Origin of the sequence: Pedobacter terrestris, from assembly GCF_052343045.1 — a bacterium.
GTDB lineage: Bacteria > Bacteroidota > Bacteroidia > Sphingobacteriales > Sphingobacteriaceae > Pedobacter.
This window is the reverse complement of sequence record NZ_CP180264.1, coordinates 514,605-531,495: the sequence shown is the minus strand read 5'-3', so window position 1 is coordinate 531,495 and position 16,891 is coordinate 514,605. Positions and strand designations below refer to the sequence as shown.

Here is a 16,891-nt window from a genome sequence, read left to right as displayed (position 1 = left end):
ATGAATCATCCCACATTTGGCTAAATCGGAAATCTTATATGAGAATAATCCTTTTTTTTATTGCTCTTTGTGCGGGTAATTTCTTAAGCAACGCGCAACCTATTATACGCGTTGATAAAAGCAATTATAAAAACGTTGCTAATAAGGCTTTTTTCTGGAAAGACAAACGCAAGAATGCTTCATTTGATCAACTTGTAACATTTCCTGCAGATTCTTTTCAGCTTGGGCGGTCAGAAATCTTTAATGGCGGAATTGTTGGAGATGTCTGGTGGATGAAACTCAGATTTCAACAACCCGCTGAAGTGATTCCAATTCTTCTTATCGATTATACAAATATTGATACCATTGATGTCTTTTATACCTCAAAAGCAGGCAAAACTGTTCATATACAATCTGGTATGTATGCATCAGATGCCAATACACTTGGTCCCAGTACAGGTTACTCTTTTGGCCTGGGAAATGTTATAGAAAATGATGGAGTACATGAGGTTTATGTACGCCTTCGTGCAGTAAATACATTAATTGTTCCAGTAAAACTATTAACCGGCAGAAATCTAAACAATCGTGTTTTAAAAGACAATACGCCCCAACTTATTTTTGTAGGCATCACCTTCATGATGTTAATTTTTCATTTACTGATGTGGATATTCACCAGAAGTCGGCTATTTGGATTTTATATTGGCAGGATAATCTTATTGTATTATATAGGAATGGTGCTTTATCTTCAGGGTTTTGGATTGCTTCTCGGTCAGGATATAGGTCGCTTTATATTGCGTTATGCACATTCGTTTCTTTCTTTAGGATTTATATCCTCAATTTTATTCAGCAATCACTTTTTAAAAGTACACCGGCATTTAAAAAATGTTTACCTGGTTTCGAAAATCCTAATCGGTTTTTGGAGCCTGGTGTTGATTATGTCTATTGCCTTTAATCTCAGTTTCACCAACCAGGCAACACTTGGTCTGTCATTTTTAACTTCTGTATTGATTTTTTACAGTAGTTTTAAAATTATCATTTCTTTGGGATATGGAAAACGTGTACCCGGGATACGACTCTTTGTTATTGGATGGATTCCTGTTGCCGTATTATCCATTTATATTGTTTGCTGTCTTCAAAATTGGCTCAACCTAGAGGACCACTCTTTTGATCTCCTTACAATAGCTTGTTTAATCGAAGGCGCAATAATTAGCATTGGCCTTTTTGGACAACGGTTAAGGTTGCTTACGCGGCACAATGCCCACGTACGCCACCAGGGTAAAATGTTTTTTGACCAGGCAAAAAGCTATCAGGAAGAGTTAAGTAAAAAACAGGTAGTTTCCCGTTCTTCGGGTTTGAAAGATTTGGTACAGTTGGCACATGAAGCAGATCCATCATTCATGACCAGATTTTCTGAGGTCGAAAATGATTTCATGCAGGAGATCCTTTCCAGAGATCCTGGCCTGCTTCAACCTGAACGAGAACTTTGCGCTTATATGCGACTGGGTTTTGAAACTAAAGAAATTGCACGTGTAACCAAACTAAGTGTTCGTGCTGTTGAAAGCCGGAAATATCGGGTAAGAAAAAAACTCGGCTTAAGCTCAGATACCAACATGTACCTATGGATTTTGGAACTTGCAAAAGATATAAAATCTGACTCTCCAAAATAATTTCTGTTAACCGGCATTTTTTACCGCACTGCAAAACAATATTTAAAACACTACAAAACAAGATGTTAATACACCTGCGTAGAATTGCGTAGATGCATAAGTTGTCAAACATTGTGGGTTTACCTAGTTTCGCATCAAAGCAACAAGAGTCTTAGGGATGTGACTCGAACACGAAATTATTATATGATAATTCAGTGGCTTTTACTTTAGCCATGCCGCATGCTCTTTCTAAATAGGGGATGATTTATAAACGACTTGACGGCATGGCTTTTTTCTCTTTCATCTTTTAAAAGTGTATTTCTTTTGAAAGAGAAGATAAGCATGATAACTCTACAAAAAACACGAACAAGCTAAATATGCATAAGGCATTGGGCTGCTAAATGATAAAGGGAAAGAATTAACGGAAATAGCAAATGAAAAAACCCAAACTAGCGTCATCGGTGGTCATCATCAAACTCCAGGAGTTTTTTATCGGTAGAGATGCAGATACTATTTGTGCTGATCTTGGAATTAGTACTATAGAACTGCACGCATTGATAAGAGAATACGGGGAAATTGCAAGTGAGCTGATTGAATTAAAAGATGAAAACGAAAAGCTTAGAACAATGTTTACAAATTTAAGCCTGGTAAATCAGAGTTTAAGGTCTTCTCTAGACAGCGTTACCCGAACTAACCCGGCCATGTTCGATTTCCTGATTAAAAAGCGTCTTAAGTGTAACTAAAATATGCATAAGAAAATCCTCATTATTGAGAATGATCGATTTATATTGGAAGCTTTAGAATTAACTCTCGCACATGAAGGATATAAAACCCAATCAGTTCAACATCTGGATACACTAAAGTTTGTAGATTGGACAGCTATTGAGCTCATCTTGATTGACCACTCACTAGATGCGTACAATGGTCATATCTTATGCTCAAAACTCAAAAATCAAGCGATTTCTAAACATATCCCGGTGATACTTTTGTCTACTCATCCCTATCTTCAAAAAATAAGTCACGATGCCGGTGCAGATGACTATTTGGAGAAACCTTTTGACATTGGAAAACTCTTGCGGATAGTTTCTAACTGCTTTCCGCGAGAAGTGGAATAAAGCAATGTATGAGCAATCTAATTATAACGCGAATACCACCCACCTATGTATAAATAAAAATCCCCTAAAAATTAGGGGATTTTTGTGGTTATCAGAACGTCATCTTATCCAAAAAAGGTTCTACGTGAATTAACGCATCCTTAATTCTAAGGTTTGAGGCCAGTAATTGATCTTTTACGCGATGAGCAACCTCATGTCCTTCAAAAACATTAATATTCCCATCAACCTCAATGTGCATATCCACATAATAATCTAGCCCCATTTTTCTAACGTAACATTTTTCAACACGTTTAACGGCTGGGTTTACAGAAGCAATTTCAGTAATTCTTAAAATCAATTCATCACTCGGTGCGCCATCCATAATCTCTGAAAAGGCTGGACGGATAATTTTAAATGCGTTGTACACAATAAATAAGCACGCAAATAAAGCCGCCCAATCATCTGCTCCTTCATACCCTTTACCAAAAATTAAAGCTATACTAATACCTATTAACGCAGCTACCGAGGTAATTGCATCACTTCTATGGTGGTAAGCATCAGCTTTTACCGCATTACTGTCTATTCTTTTCCCGACAGAAAAAACATACCTAAATAAAATTTCTTTCGTCAGGATTACAATTATCAAAACCGTGAGCGTGAAAGCTTTTGGAGATTCATGCGGTGTTCTGATATAACCAATGGCTTGATAAGATATCAGTCCAGCAGCAGCCAAAAGAAAAATACCAATTAATATTGCGGCTACCGGCTCGGCTTTGCCATGCCCATAAGGATGGCCTTTATCTGCCGGTCTTTGCGCATATTTTAACGCAAGCCACAAAAAGCCAGAACTGATCACATCTGCACAGGATTCTGTAGCATCTGCAATCAATGCATAAGAATGTCCAAAATGCCCGAAAATTCCTTTTACAAAAATGAGAATAATACTGATTCCGATACCGAGCTGGGTGGTTCTGAGCGCTTCTTCTGAGGCCGTTTTATTTAATGATCCCATAAGCTAATGTTTTAAATTTAATTATTCTTCTCCGCTATTCTTTAGCTTCATTAATACGGCATATGCATTTTTCACCACTATTTTTCCCAATTCCTGATTAGATGTAATGGCAGTGAAACCATCAAGCGATAAACCAGGCGTTATATTAACCATCTTAAACTGATCTGCACCGACACTTGAAAATACATAAAATTTATTTTCCCATTTCACGATTGCATCATCAGGAACGGCTAAAGCATCATTCTGACTGGATTGTATTTCGGCGTTTAAAAAAGTACCTGGTAACAAACCTTTATCAAAGTTTTCTAAATCGCAATGGACACTTGTTGTTCTGTCGTTTTCGATATTCGGTGTAATGAGGTGGATGGTAGCCGCATATTTTTTATCCGGATTTGAACTCGTACTGCACAATATTTTCTGACCAATTTTAAGGTTTGCGGCATCGCCCTCAAATACAGTCAAGCTTACATGCAAAGCCTTAGGATTAATCACCTCAAATAGAACATCTGCAGCAGCTACATATTTCCCAGTATTGATGTTGACTTTAGAAACATAGCCAGAAATGGGTGCATATACCCGAATAGTGCGGGAAATGTTGCGTTCATTTAAACCTGCCGGGTTAATGGAAATTAGACGCAGCTTTTCTGCAAGCGCACCAATCATAACTTTTTGGTTATTAAACTCGCTTTCTGTTTGTTGGAAAATTTTATCGCTCGTGGCTTTGGTTTGATTAAGCCCTTTCTGCCTGATATAATCTGCCTCATAGAATTTCAGTTTATTCTTTGCGGTAAGATAATCCTGTTGTAACTGAATGTACTGCTGATCTTCTACTAAAGCTAAGACGCTGCCTTTATTCACGAACATTCCGGGCATTATAGCCATTTTAGAAACATAACCGCCCATAGGCACACTTACAGCAAAAATGTTTTCTGGTGGTACATCTACAACACCATTAACCTTTATAGTGGCATGAATTGGCTTTTTTGCGGCAATTCCCAACGCTATGCCTGCATTTTTAATTTGTGCAGCAGTTAGATGAACTTCATCCACCGGCACAGCTACGTGTTCCGTTTTCGGTTTTTGATCTTGTTTAACATCTTCCTTACAAGAAAAAAGCAAAATGGAAAGTGCCACTGCAAGACTTAAATTTATCGTTATTTTCATTATTTTATTATTTGATGGCATTCAATCGTTCAATTTCAAATATAGATTCATTCAGTTGTTGTAGAGTATCAAAGTATTCGCTCTTCAGCTGAATAGACTGGTTCATTAAGATTACCCAATCGAGGTAGCCAATTTCGCCGGCATTCAATTTTAAGGTCGATGTTTTAATGATATCTTCTGCATTTGGCAACAGCAGGCTGTGGTACTTCTGGATCAGCTTTTGGTATTGTTTGTACCTGGCAGAAGCATTTTCCATCTCTAAATTCAACTCTTTTTTGGTAAGCTCCAACTCGCGTTCTTTTTGCAGTTTTAAAATACCTGCGGCTTTGATCCGTGATTTTTGAGCGCCAAAAAATACGGGGATCCCGATTCCAATTGACACGGACGAAAAACGATTGCCGCCGCCAAAATACTGGTTAACGCCAGATCCGTTAGTTTGATAACCAATGATGCTGGAATTGTTATAACCCAGATTAAGGGAGGGCAAGAGTTTGCTGCTTTCCAGTGCTTTTTGCTCGCCAGCTAAAACGAGTTCCTGCTCGCGGAGTTTAATCAGCGGATGATCGCTTGTAGTATTTCCTAACGAAAGTTCTGATGCATATTCTGATGTGCCAAAAGGAACAAATTTCGCCCCACTGTTCAACAATAGATTGAACCTGTTAAGCGCCATTTCATAATCTGTTTCCAGCAATTGCAGTTGGTTGCTGATTTGATGTTTCTGGTTGTCTGCAGTGCGCAACTCCAAAACATCCACATCACCAGATTTAAACCGCTGATTAGATTTATCCAGAAAGGCCGAATACAGGCTATCTGCTTCTAAAAGCAAGCGTCGTTTTTCGGACAAAATCATCAAATGGTAGTAAGCAGATTTAACTTGCATCCGGATCTGCAATTGCCGGTCTTCTAACTTGCTTTCGCTAATGCGGATATTGCTTTTGTAAATGGCCGATTGGCGTACATAAACGGTCGGAAAATCAAGCGTTTGCCCAATTGAAATCTTATTATCATTTGCCAGACTGTTAAACTTTCCATATTCAAAACTAACTTCTGTTTTCGCAACGTCAAAAGCCGAATCTTTGATTTTCTGGTTGTAAAGCACATCGTTTTCTGCAATCTGAACGCTTAAATTATGTTTTAAGGCAGAATCCAAAGCGGCTTTAAGTGTTATTTTTTCCTGAGATTGAACAGATGTCTGTGCAGCAAAAAAACAAATTACGAGTGCAAGAAAAGCTTTCTTCTGACGGAAATATCCGAAACCTTTCTCAAAGAGAATGTATAACATCGGGAGTACAAAAAGTGTTAATAAAGTGGAGATAATTAATCCGCCGATAACCACCGTTGCAAGCGGTTTTTGAACAGCACCGCCGGCACCTGTGCTAATCGCCATTGGGATAAAACCCAACGATGGTACCAGCGCAGTCATCATTACAGCGCGCAGCTTCGATTTTGTGGCGTGAATGACAATGCGTTTAACATCTGTCCAGCCTTCCTTTTTTAATCTGTTAAATTCTGAAACCAGAAGGATTCCGTTTAAAACGGCTACACCGAACAAAGCGATGAAACCAACACCTGCAGATATACTAAAAGGAAGATCGCGTATCCAAAGGGCAAATATGCCGCCCGTTGCAGAAAGTGGAATGGCGGTATAAATCAATAAACCCTGTTTTACAGAACTGAATGCGAAATACAACAGTAAAAAAATCAATAGCAATGCAATGGGCACCACAATGGCCAGCCTTGATTTTGCTGCAGTCATATTTTCAAAAGAACCGCCATAAGTAATGGTATAACCTTTAGATAATTTCAGATCTTTACCAACTTTGGCCTGCAGCTCTTCTACTATAGATTGCACATCGCGGTCTTTAACATTAAATCCTACAATGATCCGTCTGCGTGTATTTTCCCGTTGAATTTGGTTTACGCCTTCAACTTCGCTAATCTCTGCAACCATACTTAATGGGATTTGAATTCCAGCCGGCGTTGCCACCATCAGGTTTTGAACATCGTGAATATTTTTTCTTGCACCAGATGCCAAACGGACCACCATATCGAACCGTTTCTCTCCTTCATATACCTGACCTGCAACCTGGCCGGCGAAAGCCGTATTTACTACTCGGTTAATGTCATTAACATTTAAGCCGTACTTCGCCATTCCCTGCCGGTTGTATTGAATTACCACTTGCGGCATTCCGGTTACTTGTTCTTCATATACTGCGATTGCTCCTTTTACAGTACCTATTATTGTGCCTAAACGATGTGCATAGTTTGCAAGCGTGTCCAGATCTTCGCCAAAAATTTTACATACAATATCTTGTCGCGCACCGGTCATCAATTCATTAAAGCGCATTTGCACAGGAAACTGAAAACCAACTGTAATCCCCGGAATTACTTCGAGCGCCTTTGTCATTTTGGCGCTAAGATCTGGAAAGGTTGTAGCCGAAGTCCAGTCTTTCTTATCCTTCAAGATAACCATCATATCACCTGCTTCAAAAGGCATTGGATCTGTAGGAATTTCAGCACTTCCGATTTTGGTAACCACTTTTTGCACTTCAGGGAATTGCTCAAGCAAAATTTTAGATGCTTTTTGCGTATTGTCTATCGTATTGTTCAGATTGCTACCGGTAAGTAAACGCGTTTCTACCGCAAAATCGCCTTCTTCCAACTGCGGAATAAACTCCCCGCCTAAAGTTCCCATAATAAATATGGCAATTGCAAATAAAGAAAGGGTAACCGCCAATATCGTTTTCGGAAATTTGAGCACTTTACTTAAAATAGGCTGATAACGGCGTTCAAGCCATATCATCAATCGGTCTGTAAGGTTTTGCTTATGAGAAATCTTTTTATTTAAACACAGTGCAGACATCATCGGCACATAAGTGATTGAAAGGATAAAAGCACCAAGAATGGCAAATGCAATAGTAAAAGCCATGGGTTTAAACATTTTACCTTCAATGCCTTCTAAAGATAAAATTGGCAAATACACGATAAGAATGATAATCTGACTGAATACCGCCGATTTTATCATCGAGCCAGATGATTTCTCTACCTCATCATCCATCTGGTTTTGATTTATTTTGTTAACGGATCTAAAGTTCTTTGAATGAGAAAACCGATGTAAAATGGCTTCGACAACAATTACGGAGCCATCTACTATAAGACCGAAATCTATTGCGCCAAGCGACATCAGATTTCCGCCCACACCAAATTGATTCATTAAAATGATTGCGAAAAGCATAGAAAGGGGAATAACCGACGACACGATTAATCCTGCACGCAGGTTTCCCAAGAAGAAAACCAAAACAAAAATAACAATCAATGCGCCTTCCATTAAATTGGTTTCTACCGTATGGATCGCATTGTCTACCATCTTTGTACGATCGAGAAAAGGTTCAATTACAACACCCTGAGGCAGCATTTTTTGAATTTCTGCAACCTTATCTTTAACTCGTTTTACTACAACAGAAGAATTTTCGCCTTTCAGCATCATCACAACTGCACCGGCAACTTCGCCTTTATCGTTATACGTCATTGCACCATATCTAATGGCAGAACCATAACCCACCTCGGCAACCTGGCTCATAAGCACCGGCATTCCATTGGAGAGCGTTTTCACTACAATGTTTCGGATGTCATCCAAACTCTTGGTTAGTCCTTCACTTCTGATGTACAAAACCGTTGGCCCTTTCTCTATGTAAGCACCGCCTGTATTTTCATTGTTTTTTTCGAGTGCATCGAAAATATCAGAAATACTTAGACCGTAGGATTTCAATTGATCTTGCCGAACTGCAATTTCGTATTGTTTTAATTTCCCACCGAAACTGGACACTTCTGCAATTCCGGGTGTACCCATTAACTGCCGGCGCACTACCCAATCTTGCAAGGTTCGCAGTGCCGTAGCATCATACTTCCCTTCGTAACCTTTTTCGGCACGCACTACATACTGGTAAATTTCGCCCAAACCGGTAGATACCGGAGCCATTTGCGGCGCACCAATTCCTTGAGGAATATCCTGTTGAACTTGTTGCAAGCGCTCAGCAATTTGTTGCCGCGCCCAATACACGTCTGTTTCTTCGTTAAAAACAATAGTTACGAGTGAAAGCCCAAATCTGGAAAAACTTCTGATTTGTTTAAGCCCGGAAATATTGCTGCAGGCCTGCTCAATGGGAAAGGTGATTAAACGTTCAATATCTGGCGCGCCCAACGATGGGGAAACCGTTATTACCTGTACCTGATTGTCTGTAATATCGGGCAAGGCATCAATAGGCAATTTTGTAACCTCGAATGCTCCCCATATCATGAGGGCAAATACGAACAAGGCTACAATCAGCTTATTCCGGATGGAAAAGCCGATTATCTTATTCAGCATAAAAATAATTTTAGGATTAAAAGAATACAAGGCCGACCAAAAATTCTGGCGGCCAAAAAGAATGTTTCAGGTAGTCTGCATTAAGCGATTGGAGGTCTGAACAAACTGCCGAAAGCAGGTTCTGAAAAGGCAAAATAATATTTAAAGGGAGAACGGGTATACAAATCCCGGTATTCAGCATCCTGCAAAACCACTCTGCTTTGAGGAATGGCTAATGAAAGTGAATGGCTACCATCAATTTTTTTAAACGGCAGTTTCATGTCTTCATCCTGGTCATTGTCATCAATATCTTTGCCGAGATAGTGCATTTCCAGAAAATCTAAAACACCCACATTAGAATTTATCTTATGGTGATGCAGAAAATGAGAGATCAGTCTGGGTGCTTTAAGCAGCTCGCCAAATGATGCATTTAAGATCAAAATAGGAAACAGAAAAACCAGACAGATTTTTTTCACGCCACAAATATAGCCCTTGAGGGCCTGATTTCCAATCGGGATAAATATTATGTCTGTTACATGTATTTGTAAATCGCAGAAAAATCTTTGTTGTGGTTAATGTAATGTTGAAGTTTGTATTGCGATTAATTTATCTATAAGATTTTGGAGTCAATAGTCACCTTCCAACCCAGATGACGATGATCCGGCATTCTGATAAGCATAACGGGATGTTGCTGGAAAAAGTGTCTTACACGGTAAACCTATGCTCTTTTCATATCCATGAGATAAAATAGAACTGAAATTGGCCGGTGCAAAAACACCGGCTTTGGTTTCTACTTAATTCGGGCTGACTTTTCGTTTTGGTTTTCTGCTATTCATCAGTAAAAAACCCCCAAAAGCAGCTGTTAAGGCGATGCCTTCCGCCAGTAACATCCGTTTGTTCTTTTTTAAGCCAGAGTACAAACTAATTGCAGCCAAAGTGCCTAGCGCAATTACTTCTACGTCAGATTTATTTACTTTACCACTTGTTGGTTTTTCGGCTAAAACGGTTTTCAAACCATTGTCTATCTTAACCAGGTTCTCACCAAGCCTTTTTGCTAAAACGTAGTAAGAAACGCCTAATATACGCTTGGCTAACATCCAACTTCCAGTTTCAACAAAATCTCTTTTCCGTTCTTCATTTACAGGTATGCGTATTTTCATATCGATATTCTATAGGTTAAATGGCCGTTTTATTTGTAAAATCCCGCCTATAAAAACCAACACAAGCCAAAACAAATGGTTTAACGTTTTTTAAAAAAAGAGCTTTTATGCCTCAAACCGTAAATTATTTCCCGCGACCGTACATTTGCGTAAGCAATTTAAAATGGCTAAAGTTTTCTTCCGTCAATTCTTTTTTCAGCAAACGCCATGTCCAGTTTCCGGAAGCTTCTCCCGGAATATTCATTCTACTTTCCGCGCCCTTTGCCAAAATATCCTGCATTTGTATAATGGCAACTTTTGCACTAGAGGCCAGGCACAGTCTGATCATCTCTAAAGCTGCATTGCCAGAATTAATCTCTTTACCCGTGTATAAAGAAAACCGCTTTTTGCTTTCATCGTCTGCTTCGGTATCGAACCAACCTTTTACAGTATTGTTGTCGTGCGTGCCGGCGTAAACAAAATTGTTGCTAAATGAATCGGCATGAAGAACATGTTCTGAAGATACCATATCATCACCAAAAGCGAATTGCAAAACCTTCATTCCCGGCAAATTGTATTTTTTCATCGTTTTACGGACATCTGCCGTAATTTCTCCAAGATCTTCTGCAATAAGATTAAAGTGTGGAAGTTTCCTGTTCAATTCTTCAAAAAAAGAATCTCCGGGACCAGGCTGCCATTCGCCATCTGTGGCATCTTTATCATTGGCATTTACCTGATAGTAGCCCAGAAAAGCGCGGAAATGATCAAGACGAAGCTCATCAAAAAGGCGAAGATTGTGTTGTATTCTTTCTATCCACCATTGGTAGGAATCGCTGGCTAATCTTGTCCAATTGTACACCGGCATTCCCCAAAGCTGTCCTTTCTCATTAAAATAATCTGGCGGAACGCCGGCAATATATGCAGGTTTCAAATCTTGATCAAGCTTAAAATATTCGGGTTTACACCAAACTTCGACGGCATCTTGATCGATATAAAACGGTAAATCGCCAATAATTTTAATGCCTTTTTGATTGGCATATTTTTTTAATGAAAACCATTGCCGATAAAAGATAAACTGTTGCCAGCTGTAACGGTCAATATCTTGTTGATGCAGGTTATTGAATTTCAGCAAAGCCGATGGATTTCTGGTTTTAAATTCTTCTGGCCAATCTATCCAACGTTTTCCCTCATAATGTTCTTTTAATGCAGACCATAAGCTAAAATCCTGAAGCCAAAATTTTTCATTTTCGACGAAAAGCCGATATTCCTGATGCAGATTGTGGTTTTTATCCAATTTTAAAAATTGAAGATAGGCACGGTTTAAAACAGATGTTTTCCATTTTTCTGCCTGCTCCAAATCAACCATTTTGCCGGTATTTACAGTTGTTTCTACATCTTCAACCGTCAGCAAATTATCCTCTATTAACAAAGTAGGCGAAATGAGCAAAATATTTCCTGCGAAAGCAGAGTTACCAGAATAGGGTGAGTAACCCAACGCACGTTGAACAGGTGTAATGGGCAAGATTTGCCAGTAGGATTGTTCTGTACGAGCCAGAAAATCTACGAAATCAAAAGCTTCTTTGCCCATATCGCCAATTGGAAACTGGCCGGGCAAACTGCTCAAATGTAGCAGAACACCAGATTTTCTGTCTGGATGAGCTTCTTGTAACAGAAAAACACCGAACGGCGCATTTTTAAAAAGTGTATTAAGTTTTAATCCCTGCTGTAAAATATCCTGATGTCCCTCTTCATCGTGAATCAAATCTTTCCAACCTTTAGGTACTTCGAGTGGTAAAATAATATGCGTATCGGCCCAATCTACATCTTGGGAAAATTCTAAGTTTTCCAAAAAAGCTGCCATACCCAAAGGAACCACAACCAACATATATTGATCCTGAAAATGGCGCAGAAATGCAAGCACCTGAGCAGCAAATTTCCCTTCTACTTTTAAAGGCAAATACTCGCCATTGGCAAATAACTCTGCATAGTCTCTTCTAATTCCGAGTATTTTTTGCGTCAGCCACATTTTGATTTCACCATTTTCACGTGATTTCCAAAGTACCGGAAAGCTTGCATTTTCTTCTTCAATATGTTGCAGCATCTCTCCCCTTTTTTCAAAGTCTACAAGTCTGCGGTTATCGGGATCAACGAAACTGAGGTCGAAAATTTCTGTTCCCTGGTAAAAATCAGGTATGCCGGGGCACGTTGCTTTTAGCAAAAGCTGATGAAGTGAATTTAAAATGGAGAAGTCTTTGATACGTTTTGAAATTCTGGCGATTGGATGTTCATCCGCATTGGCATCATCCAGTAAACGAATTGCAAATTCTTTTATAATTTGCTCATATTCTACATCCGGATCAGACCACTCAGAACGCTTTTTACCTTCCCGAAGAGCTTTTTCCATGAAATTACCTAATCTTGCCGGCAAATTTTCCATGTCCTGTTTTTCAAATGGCATACCGCCAATTGCCGCTTGCAGCAACAGGTAAAAATCATTAAGGTGAATGCTTTGGTAGCTTTTATTATTCGCGTACCACTCGTCAATTGCATTCAGTGCTTCCATCCAAAATTGCGGAACATCGCTCAACGCGTTCAGTTTTGCGCGTACATCTTCGCCTTTTTTGGTATCGTGTGTAGACGTCGCGTTCATTGCTAAAGGCGCAAATTGTGCACGTGCAATCATTTGCGTGTGAAACTGCGCTATTTCAATACCAAAAGCTTCGGCATCATCACCTACTTCTGTATGGCCAATGAAACGGTTGTAACTGTACATAAGCGTATCTTCCACACCTTTAGCCATAACCGGACCGCTAAACTGCATTAATCTTTGGAAGAAATCTGATAATTTTTGGCAATCAGACGAAGTTGCATTTTCGGGGAAATCGAAAAACAAAGATTTCCAAAAACCGATTGATGTACCCGGATTTGCAGAAAAATTCATGCCCTGCAGCAGCTTTTCTACTTCGGTTTTTGCATTGCCCTTCAATGGAAATACAACGTCATAGAATCTATAAACCGGCATAGCAACAAGTAATTCTGCAATAGCATTTTTAATTTCGTTTTTTTGCATTTCTGCAACAGCCGGAAAATTACACGCGATTAATCTTTCTGCCAGATTCTCTTGCTCGCCATTCATCTGATCGCTCAGTATCCGTTGTTTTTTCTCTATTTTCTTTTCTTCGGCCTGCTGACGTTTTCCAGTAAAATCATGATATGCACGATCAAAATCGGGCAAACTTTTTTTACGCGTCATCACGTTATTTACCATCGCCAGAAACTCGTACCCTGTACTGCCTTCAATAGGCCAATAGCGGGGAATTTCTTCATTTCCGGCCAGAATTTTTTCTACAACTATGTAAATATCTGTGCCGACGCTTTTTCTCAGATGGCTTAAATAATCGGTCGGACTAGCCAATCCATCTACATGATCAATTCGCAAACCCTGAAAAATCCCTCGGGTTACCAATTCAAAAATGTATTGATGATATGATGCATACACATCTGGCAATTGAATATTTAAACAAATTAACCCGTTAACTGTAAAAAAACGCCGGTAATTGATTCTGTTTTCTGTTTCCTTCCAATGGCAAAGCCGATAATGTTGTGCGGTTGCAATTCGCCTGATTAATTCTGGATTGGCATTTATTTCATCTAAATTTTCATCCGCTTTTATCGATTCCTGATTTACTGGCCAGCATGTATTTCCATCAAAAAGAACATGTTTATTTTCCGAAATGCGGATGTTTACTGCGCCGCAATCAATTGCTTCGTCTAATGATGTACCCAAAAAAGGCACCATTAATTTTTCTCCCGGTTGCAAGTCTATATCGAAATAACGCTTGTAAGGCGATGATGCACCATTCTCTAAAACATCCATCAACCAATGATTATCCGGATGAAAAGCCATGTGATTGGGAACAATATCCTGCAACCAGGAAATATTGTGGGCTTTCAGGGCATCAGACAGATTAATCAGCTCTTCTTCTGTGCCAATCTCTGGATTGATTTTTAAAGGATTTGTACCATCATAACCGTGATTACTTCCCGGAACGGCGGCAAATATCGGCGAAGCATATACGGTATCTATACCCAATTCTGAAAGATAGGGCACAATTTGTTGCGCGTCTGAAAAAGTAAATTGTTTATTAAATTGAAGGCGGTACGTAGCGAGGGGATTAAATTTTGGCATGACTGAATACAATAAAACTTTCTGCAGGTAAGTAAATGGAATGATTTGTTATTGGATTTTGTTCTGAGTAACTGACCAGAATATCTAGCGGGCCTACAACATCCGGACGTGCAATTTCATGATCCTGACTGGAAAAATTAAACCAAATAAACACTTCCTGATCCGCATTCCATCTTCTCAGCAACAAGACAGATGCATCAGAAGGCCAAATCTTTACTTCAAGTGAATTGCGGTTTAATGTGTGGAGAACTGTATTTTCTTTGCGCAGTTGAATCAGCTTTTTATAGAAATCAAACATTTCCACATGTTCTGGCTTTTTCAGTTTCGTCCAATCCAATTTTGCAGAATTAAAAGTTCCATCGCTCTGCGGATCTGGCATTTCATCTTGGGCAAAGGCAGCAAATTCAGTTTTGCGTCCTTTTCTAACGGCTTCTATCAAATCCGGATCGGAATAACTGACGAAAAAAGGAAATGGATTGGTTTCTGCATATTCTTCGCCCATAAAAATTAAGGGCAAATACGGGCTCAACAAAACCGCTGCCGCCATAAGTTGTTGCTGAGATTTACGCACCAATACACTGCTGCGTTCACCTTTCATTCTATTGCCTACCTGATCGTGATTTTGCGAAAAAACCACAAACTGATCTCCGGTATTTTCATTTGCAGATCTTCCAAAATTTCTGTTTCGGTGTTTGGAAAATTGCCCGTTGTAAACGTATGCATTTTGATAAGCGCGCGCTAAATCTGCAACGCCATCAAAATCTTCGTAATATCCATGTTTTTGCTGTCCGGTCGAAACACGCAAAGCATGATGAAATTCATCTATCCATTGTGCATGCATACCATAACCACCTTTTTCTATCGGATTGATAAAACGGTTGTCGTTCAAATCCAACTCTGCAATCAGGTGATATTTCCTTTGCGTTTGTTCTGCAAGTTGATCAACTAAAATGCGAAGTTCCTCAAGAAAATGTTTCGCACTAAAATCCTTAATGGCATGTACAGCATCGAGCCTTAAACCATCAATATGAAAATCGCGAAGCCACATTAATGCATTTTCGAGGTAAAAATTACGTACACCGTCTGCTCCAGAATCGTCAAAATTAATAGCATCGCCCCAAGGCGTGTGGTACTTTTCGGTAAAAAACGGGCCAAAATCTGTCAGATGGTTTCCTTCCGGGCCGATATGATTGTAAACCACATCTAAAATTACTGCAAGTCCTTTTTGATGACAGACATTTATAAATTCCTGAAATTCTTGCGGACCGCCGTAACTATTTTGAACAGCAAAAGGAAAAACGCCATCATAACCCCAGTTTCGGTTCCCTGAAAATTGAGCAACTGGCATTATTTCTATTGCAGTAATACCCAATTCTACCAAATAATCCAACTTGCTCTGCAAACTTTGGAAAGTACCTTCTGCAGTAAATGCAGCCACATGAATTTCGTAAAAGATTAAATCCTGGCGGTCTATTCCTTTCCAGTCTTGATCTGACCATTGATAAGTTTGAAGATCAAAAGCTGTAGAATTGTGGGCAATTCCATTTTTTTGATATACCGAAGCGGGATCTGCGCGTTGAACAAAATTTTGGTCTTTCAGTTGAATTTCGAAACAATATTCATCTCCGGGTTTAATTTCCTGTGTACTTAAAAACCAATATCCGTAAGGTTTGCTTTCCAGTGCGATGGCATTTGAATTTCCGAAAAGCAGCTGTACTCCAATTGCATTTGGCGCCCAAAGCCAGATTTCTGCTTGTGCATTTGTAAAATTTAAGCCAATACGGCGTTTGTTTATTTCCGGCGTAAACACGTCGTTCATAGTTCTTTTGATTTTAAGTCGATCATCGATTCCCGGATAAGTTTATATGCAGATTCGGCGTCCATTTTGTCCAGTATCTGAAGTTCTTTTCCGGCTTGCTCATTATAACTGATAAAAAATTGTTGAATTTGCTGCAAACAACCTTCTGGCAAATGCTGCAGTTCTTCTACGTTTGCATAGAGTTGCGAAATCTCCGGAACAGCAAAAAACCGATCGTTACGCATTTTTGCGCCATCGCGTTCTTGCTGTAAAATGCTAACGCCTCCAATTAAGCGTGCATTTATTCGGCAACCGGTAAAAGTTGGAAACTCTGAAATAACCATTACATCAATGGGGTCGCCATCTCCACCGCAAGTTCCAGGTATAAAACCAAAATCGTATGGAAAACCTAAACCAAGTGGCATAATTTTATTTAAGCGAAAGCTTTTGGTTTCGGGTTCCCAATCAAACTTCTGTCTGCTTCCCCCTGGTGTTTCAATCACCACATCCAAAATTCTCTCCATA

General features: G+C 39.4%; 11 protein-coding genes. 3 read left to right on the top strand and 8 right to left on the bottom strand.

Going from position 1 to position 16,891, the window contains the following annotated elements; genetic code table 11:
* Positions 1-38: 38 nt before the first annotated feature.
* The 3 genes from ACJVDH_RS02405 (at position 39) to ACJVDH_RS02395 (ending at position 2,740) form a co-directional block, all read left to right on the top strand.
* Positions 39-1,646 carry a 7TM diverse intracellular signaling domain-containing protein gene (locus ACJVDH_RS02405; protein WP_443945978.1) on the top strand — a complete coding sequence of 536 codons (1,608 nt, stop codon included), beginning with the start codon at positions 39-41 and terminating at the stop codon, positions 1,644-1,646.
* Between the two features lie 413 nt (positions 1,647-2,059).
* Positions 2,060-2,368, top strand: coding sequence for a hypothetical protein (locus tag ACJVDH_RS02400; protein ID WP_443945977.1), 309 nt, complete (start codon positions 2,060-2,062; stop codon positions 2,366-2,368).
* A gap of 3 nt (positions 2,369-2,371) precedes the next feature.
* A complete protein-coding gene (locus ACJVDH_RS02395; protein ID WP_443945976.1) occupies positions 2,372-2,740 on the top strand; it encodes a response regulator in 369 nt (122 codons plus the stop codon).
* A gap of 91 nt (positions 2,741-2,831) precedes the next feature.
* Here ACJVDH_RS02395 and ACJVDH_RS02390 read toward each other — a convergent pair whose 3' ends face one another.
* The 8 genes from ACJVDH_RS02390 to ACJVDH_RS02355 form a co-directional block, all read right to left on the bottom strand.
* Positions 2,832-3,731, bottom strand: a complete 900-nt coding sequence (locus ACJVDH_RS02390; protein WP_443945975.1) for a cation diffusion facilitator family transporter — start codon at positions 3,729-3,731, stop codon at positions 2,832-2,834.
* 21 nt (positions 3,732-3,752) lie between these two features.
* Positions 3,753-4,895: an efflux RND transporter periplasmic adaptor subunit gene (locus ACJVDH_RS02385; protein ID WP_443945974.1), complete on the bottom strand. Its 1,143-nt coding sequence runs from the start codon at positions 4,893-4,895 to the stop codon at positions 3,753-3,755.
* Between the two features lie 7 nt (positions 4,896-4,902).
* Positions 4,903-9,261 (bottom strand): CusA/CzcA family heavy metal efflux RND transporter, encoded by a 4,359-nt coding sequence (locus ACJVDH_RS02380; RefSeq protein ID WP_443945973.1) that lies wholly within the window; start codon positions 9,259-9,261, stop codon positions 4,903-4,905.
* Between the two features lie 80 nt (positions 9,262-9,341).
* Complete coding sequence (locus tag ACJVDH_RS02375) at positions 9,342-9,716, bottom strand: hypothetical protein (protein WP_443945972.1); 375 nt, start codon at positions 9,714-9,716, stop codon at positions 9,342-9,344.
* Between the two features lie 318 nt (positions 9,717-10,034).
* Complete coding sequence (locus tag ACJVDH_RS02370) at positions 10,035-10,400, bottom strand: hypothetical protein (protein WP_443945971.1); 366 nt, start codon at positions 10,398-10,400, stop codon at positions 10,035-10,037.
* 124 nt (positions 10,401-10,524) lie between these two features.
* Complete coding sequence (treY, locus tag ACJVDH_RS02365) at positions 10,525-14,568, bottom strand: malto-oligosyltrehalose synthase (protein ID WP_443945970.1); 4,044 nt, start codon at positions 14,566-14,568, stop codon at positions 10,525-10,527.
* Positions 14,555-16,387, bottom strand: a complete 1,833-nt coding sequence (treZ, locus tag ACJVDH_RS02360; RefSeq protein WP_443945969.1) for a malto-oligosyltrehalose trehalohydrolase — start codon at positions 16,385-16,387, stop codon at positions 14,555-14,557. The genes treY and treZ overlap by 14 nt, the downstream gene beginning before the upstream one ends.
* Positions 16,384-16,890 carry an inorganic diphosphatase gene (locus ACJVDH_RS02355; RefSeq protein WP_443945968.1) on the bottom strand — a complete coding sequence of 169 codons (507 nt, stop codon included), beginning with the start codon at positions 16,888-16,890 and terminating at the stop codon, positions 16,384-16,386. Before ACJVDH_RS02355 ends, treZ begins: the two co-directional genes overlap by 4 nt.
* Between the last annotated feature and the right edge of the window lies 1 nt (position 16,891).

What these genes read in the sequence shown, in the direction of transcription:
- ACJVDH_RS02370 (WP_443945971.1), bottom strand. Translation starts at nt 10,400, where the DNA reads ATGAAAATACGCATACCTGTAAATGAAGAACGGAAAAGAGATTTTGTT.
- treY (WP_443945970.1), bottom strand. Translation starts at nt 14,568, where the DNA reads ATGCCAAAATTTAATCCCCTCGCTACGTACCGCCTTCAATTTAATAAA.
- ACJVDH_RS02390 (WP_443945975.1), bottom strand. Translation starts at nt 3,731, where the DNA reads ATGGGATCATTAAATAAAACGGCCTCAGAAGAAGCGCTCAGAACCACC.
- ACJVDH_RS02355 (WP_443945968.1), bottom strand. Translation starts at nt 16,890, where the DNA reads ATGGAGAGAATTTTGGATGTGGTGATTGAAACACCAGGGGGAAGCAGA.
- ACJVDH_RS02395 (WP_443945976.1), top strand. Translation starts at nt 2,372, where the DNA reads ATGCATAAGAAAATCCTCATTATTGAGAATGATCGATTTATATTGGAA.
- ACJVDH_RS02400 (WP_443945977.1), top strand. Translation starts at nt 2,060, where the DNA reads ATGAAAAAACCCAAACTAGCGTCATCGGTGGTCATCATCAAACTCCAG.
- ACJVDH_RS02385 (WP_443945974.1), bottom strand. Translation starts at nt 4,895, where the DNA reads ATGAAAATAACGATAAATTTAAGTCTTGCAGTGGCACTTTCCATTTTG.
- ACJVDH_RS02380 (WP_443945973.1), bottom strand. Translation starts at nt 9,261, where the DNA reads ATGCTGAATAAGATAATCGGCTTTTCCATCCGGAATAAGCTGATTGTA.
- treZ (WP_443945969.1), bottom strand. Translation starts at nt 16,387, where the DNA reads ATGAACGACGTGTTTACGCCGGAAATAAACAAACGCCGTATTGGCTTA.
- ACJVDH_RS02405 (WP_443945978.1), top strand. Translation starts at nt 39, where the DNA reads ATGAGAATAATCCTTTTTTTTATTGCTCTTTGTGCGGGTAATTTCTTA.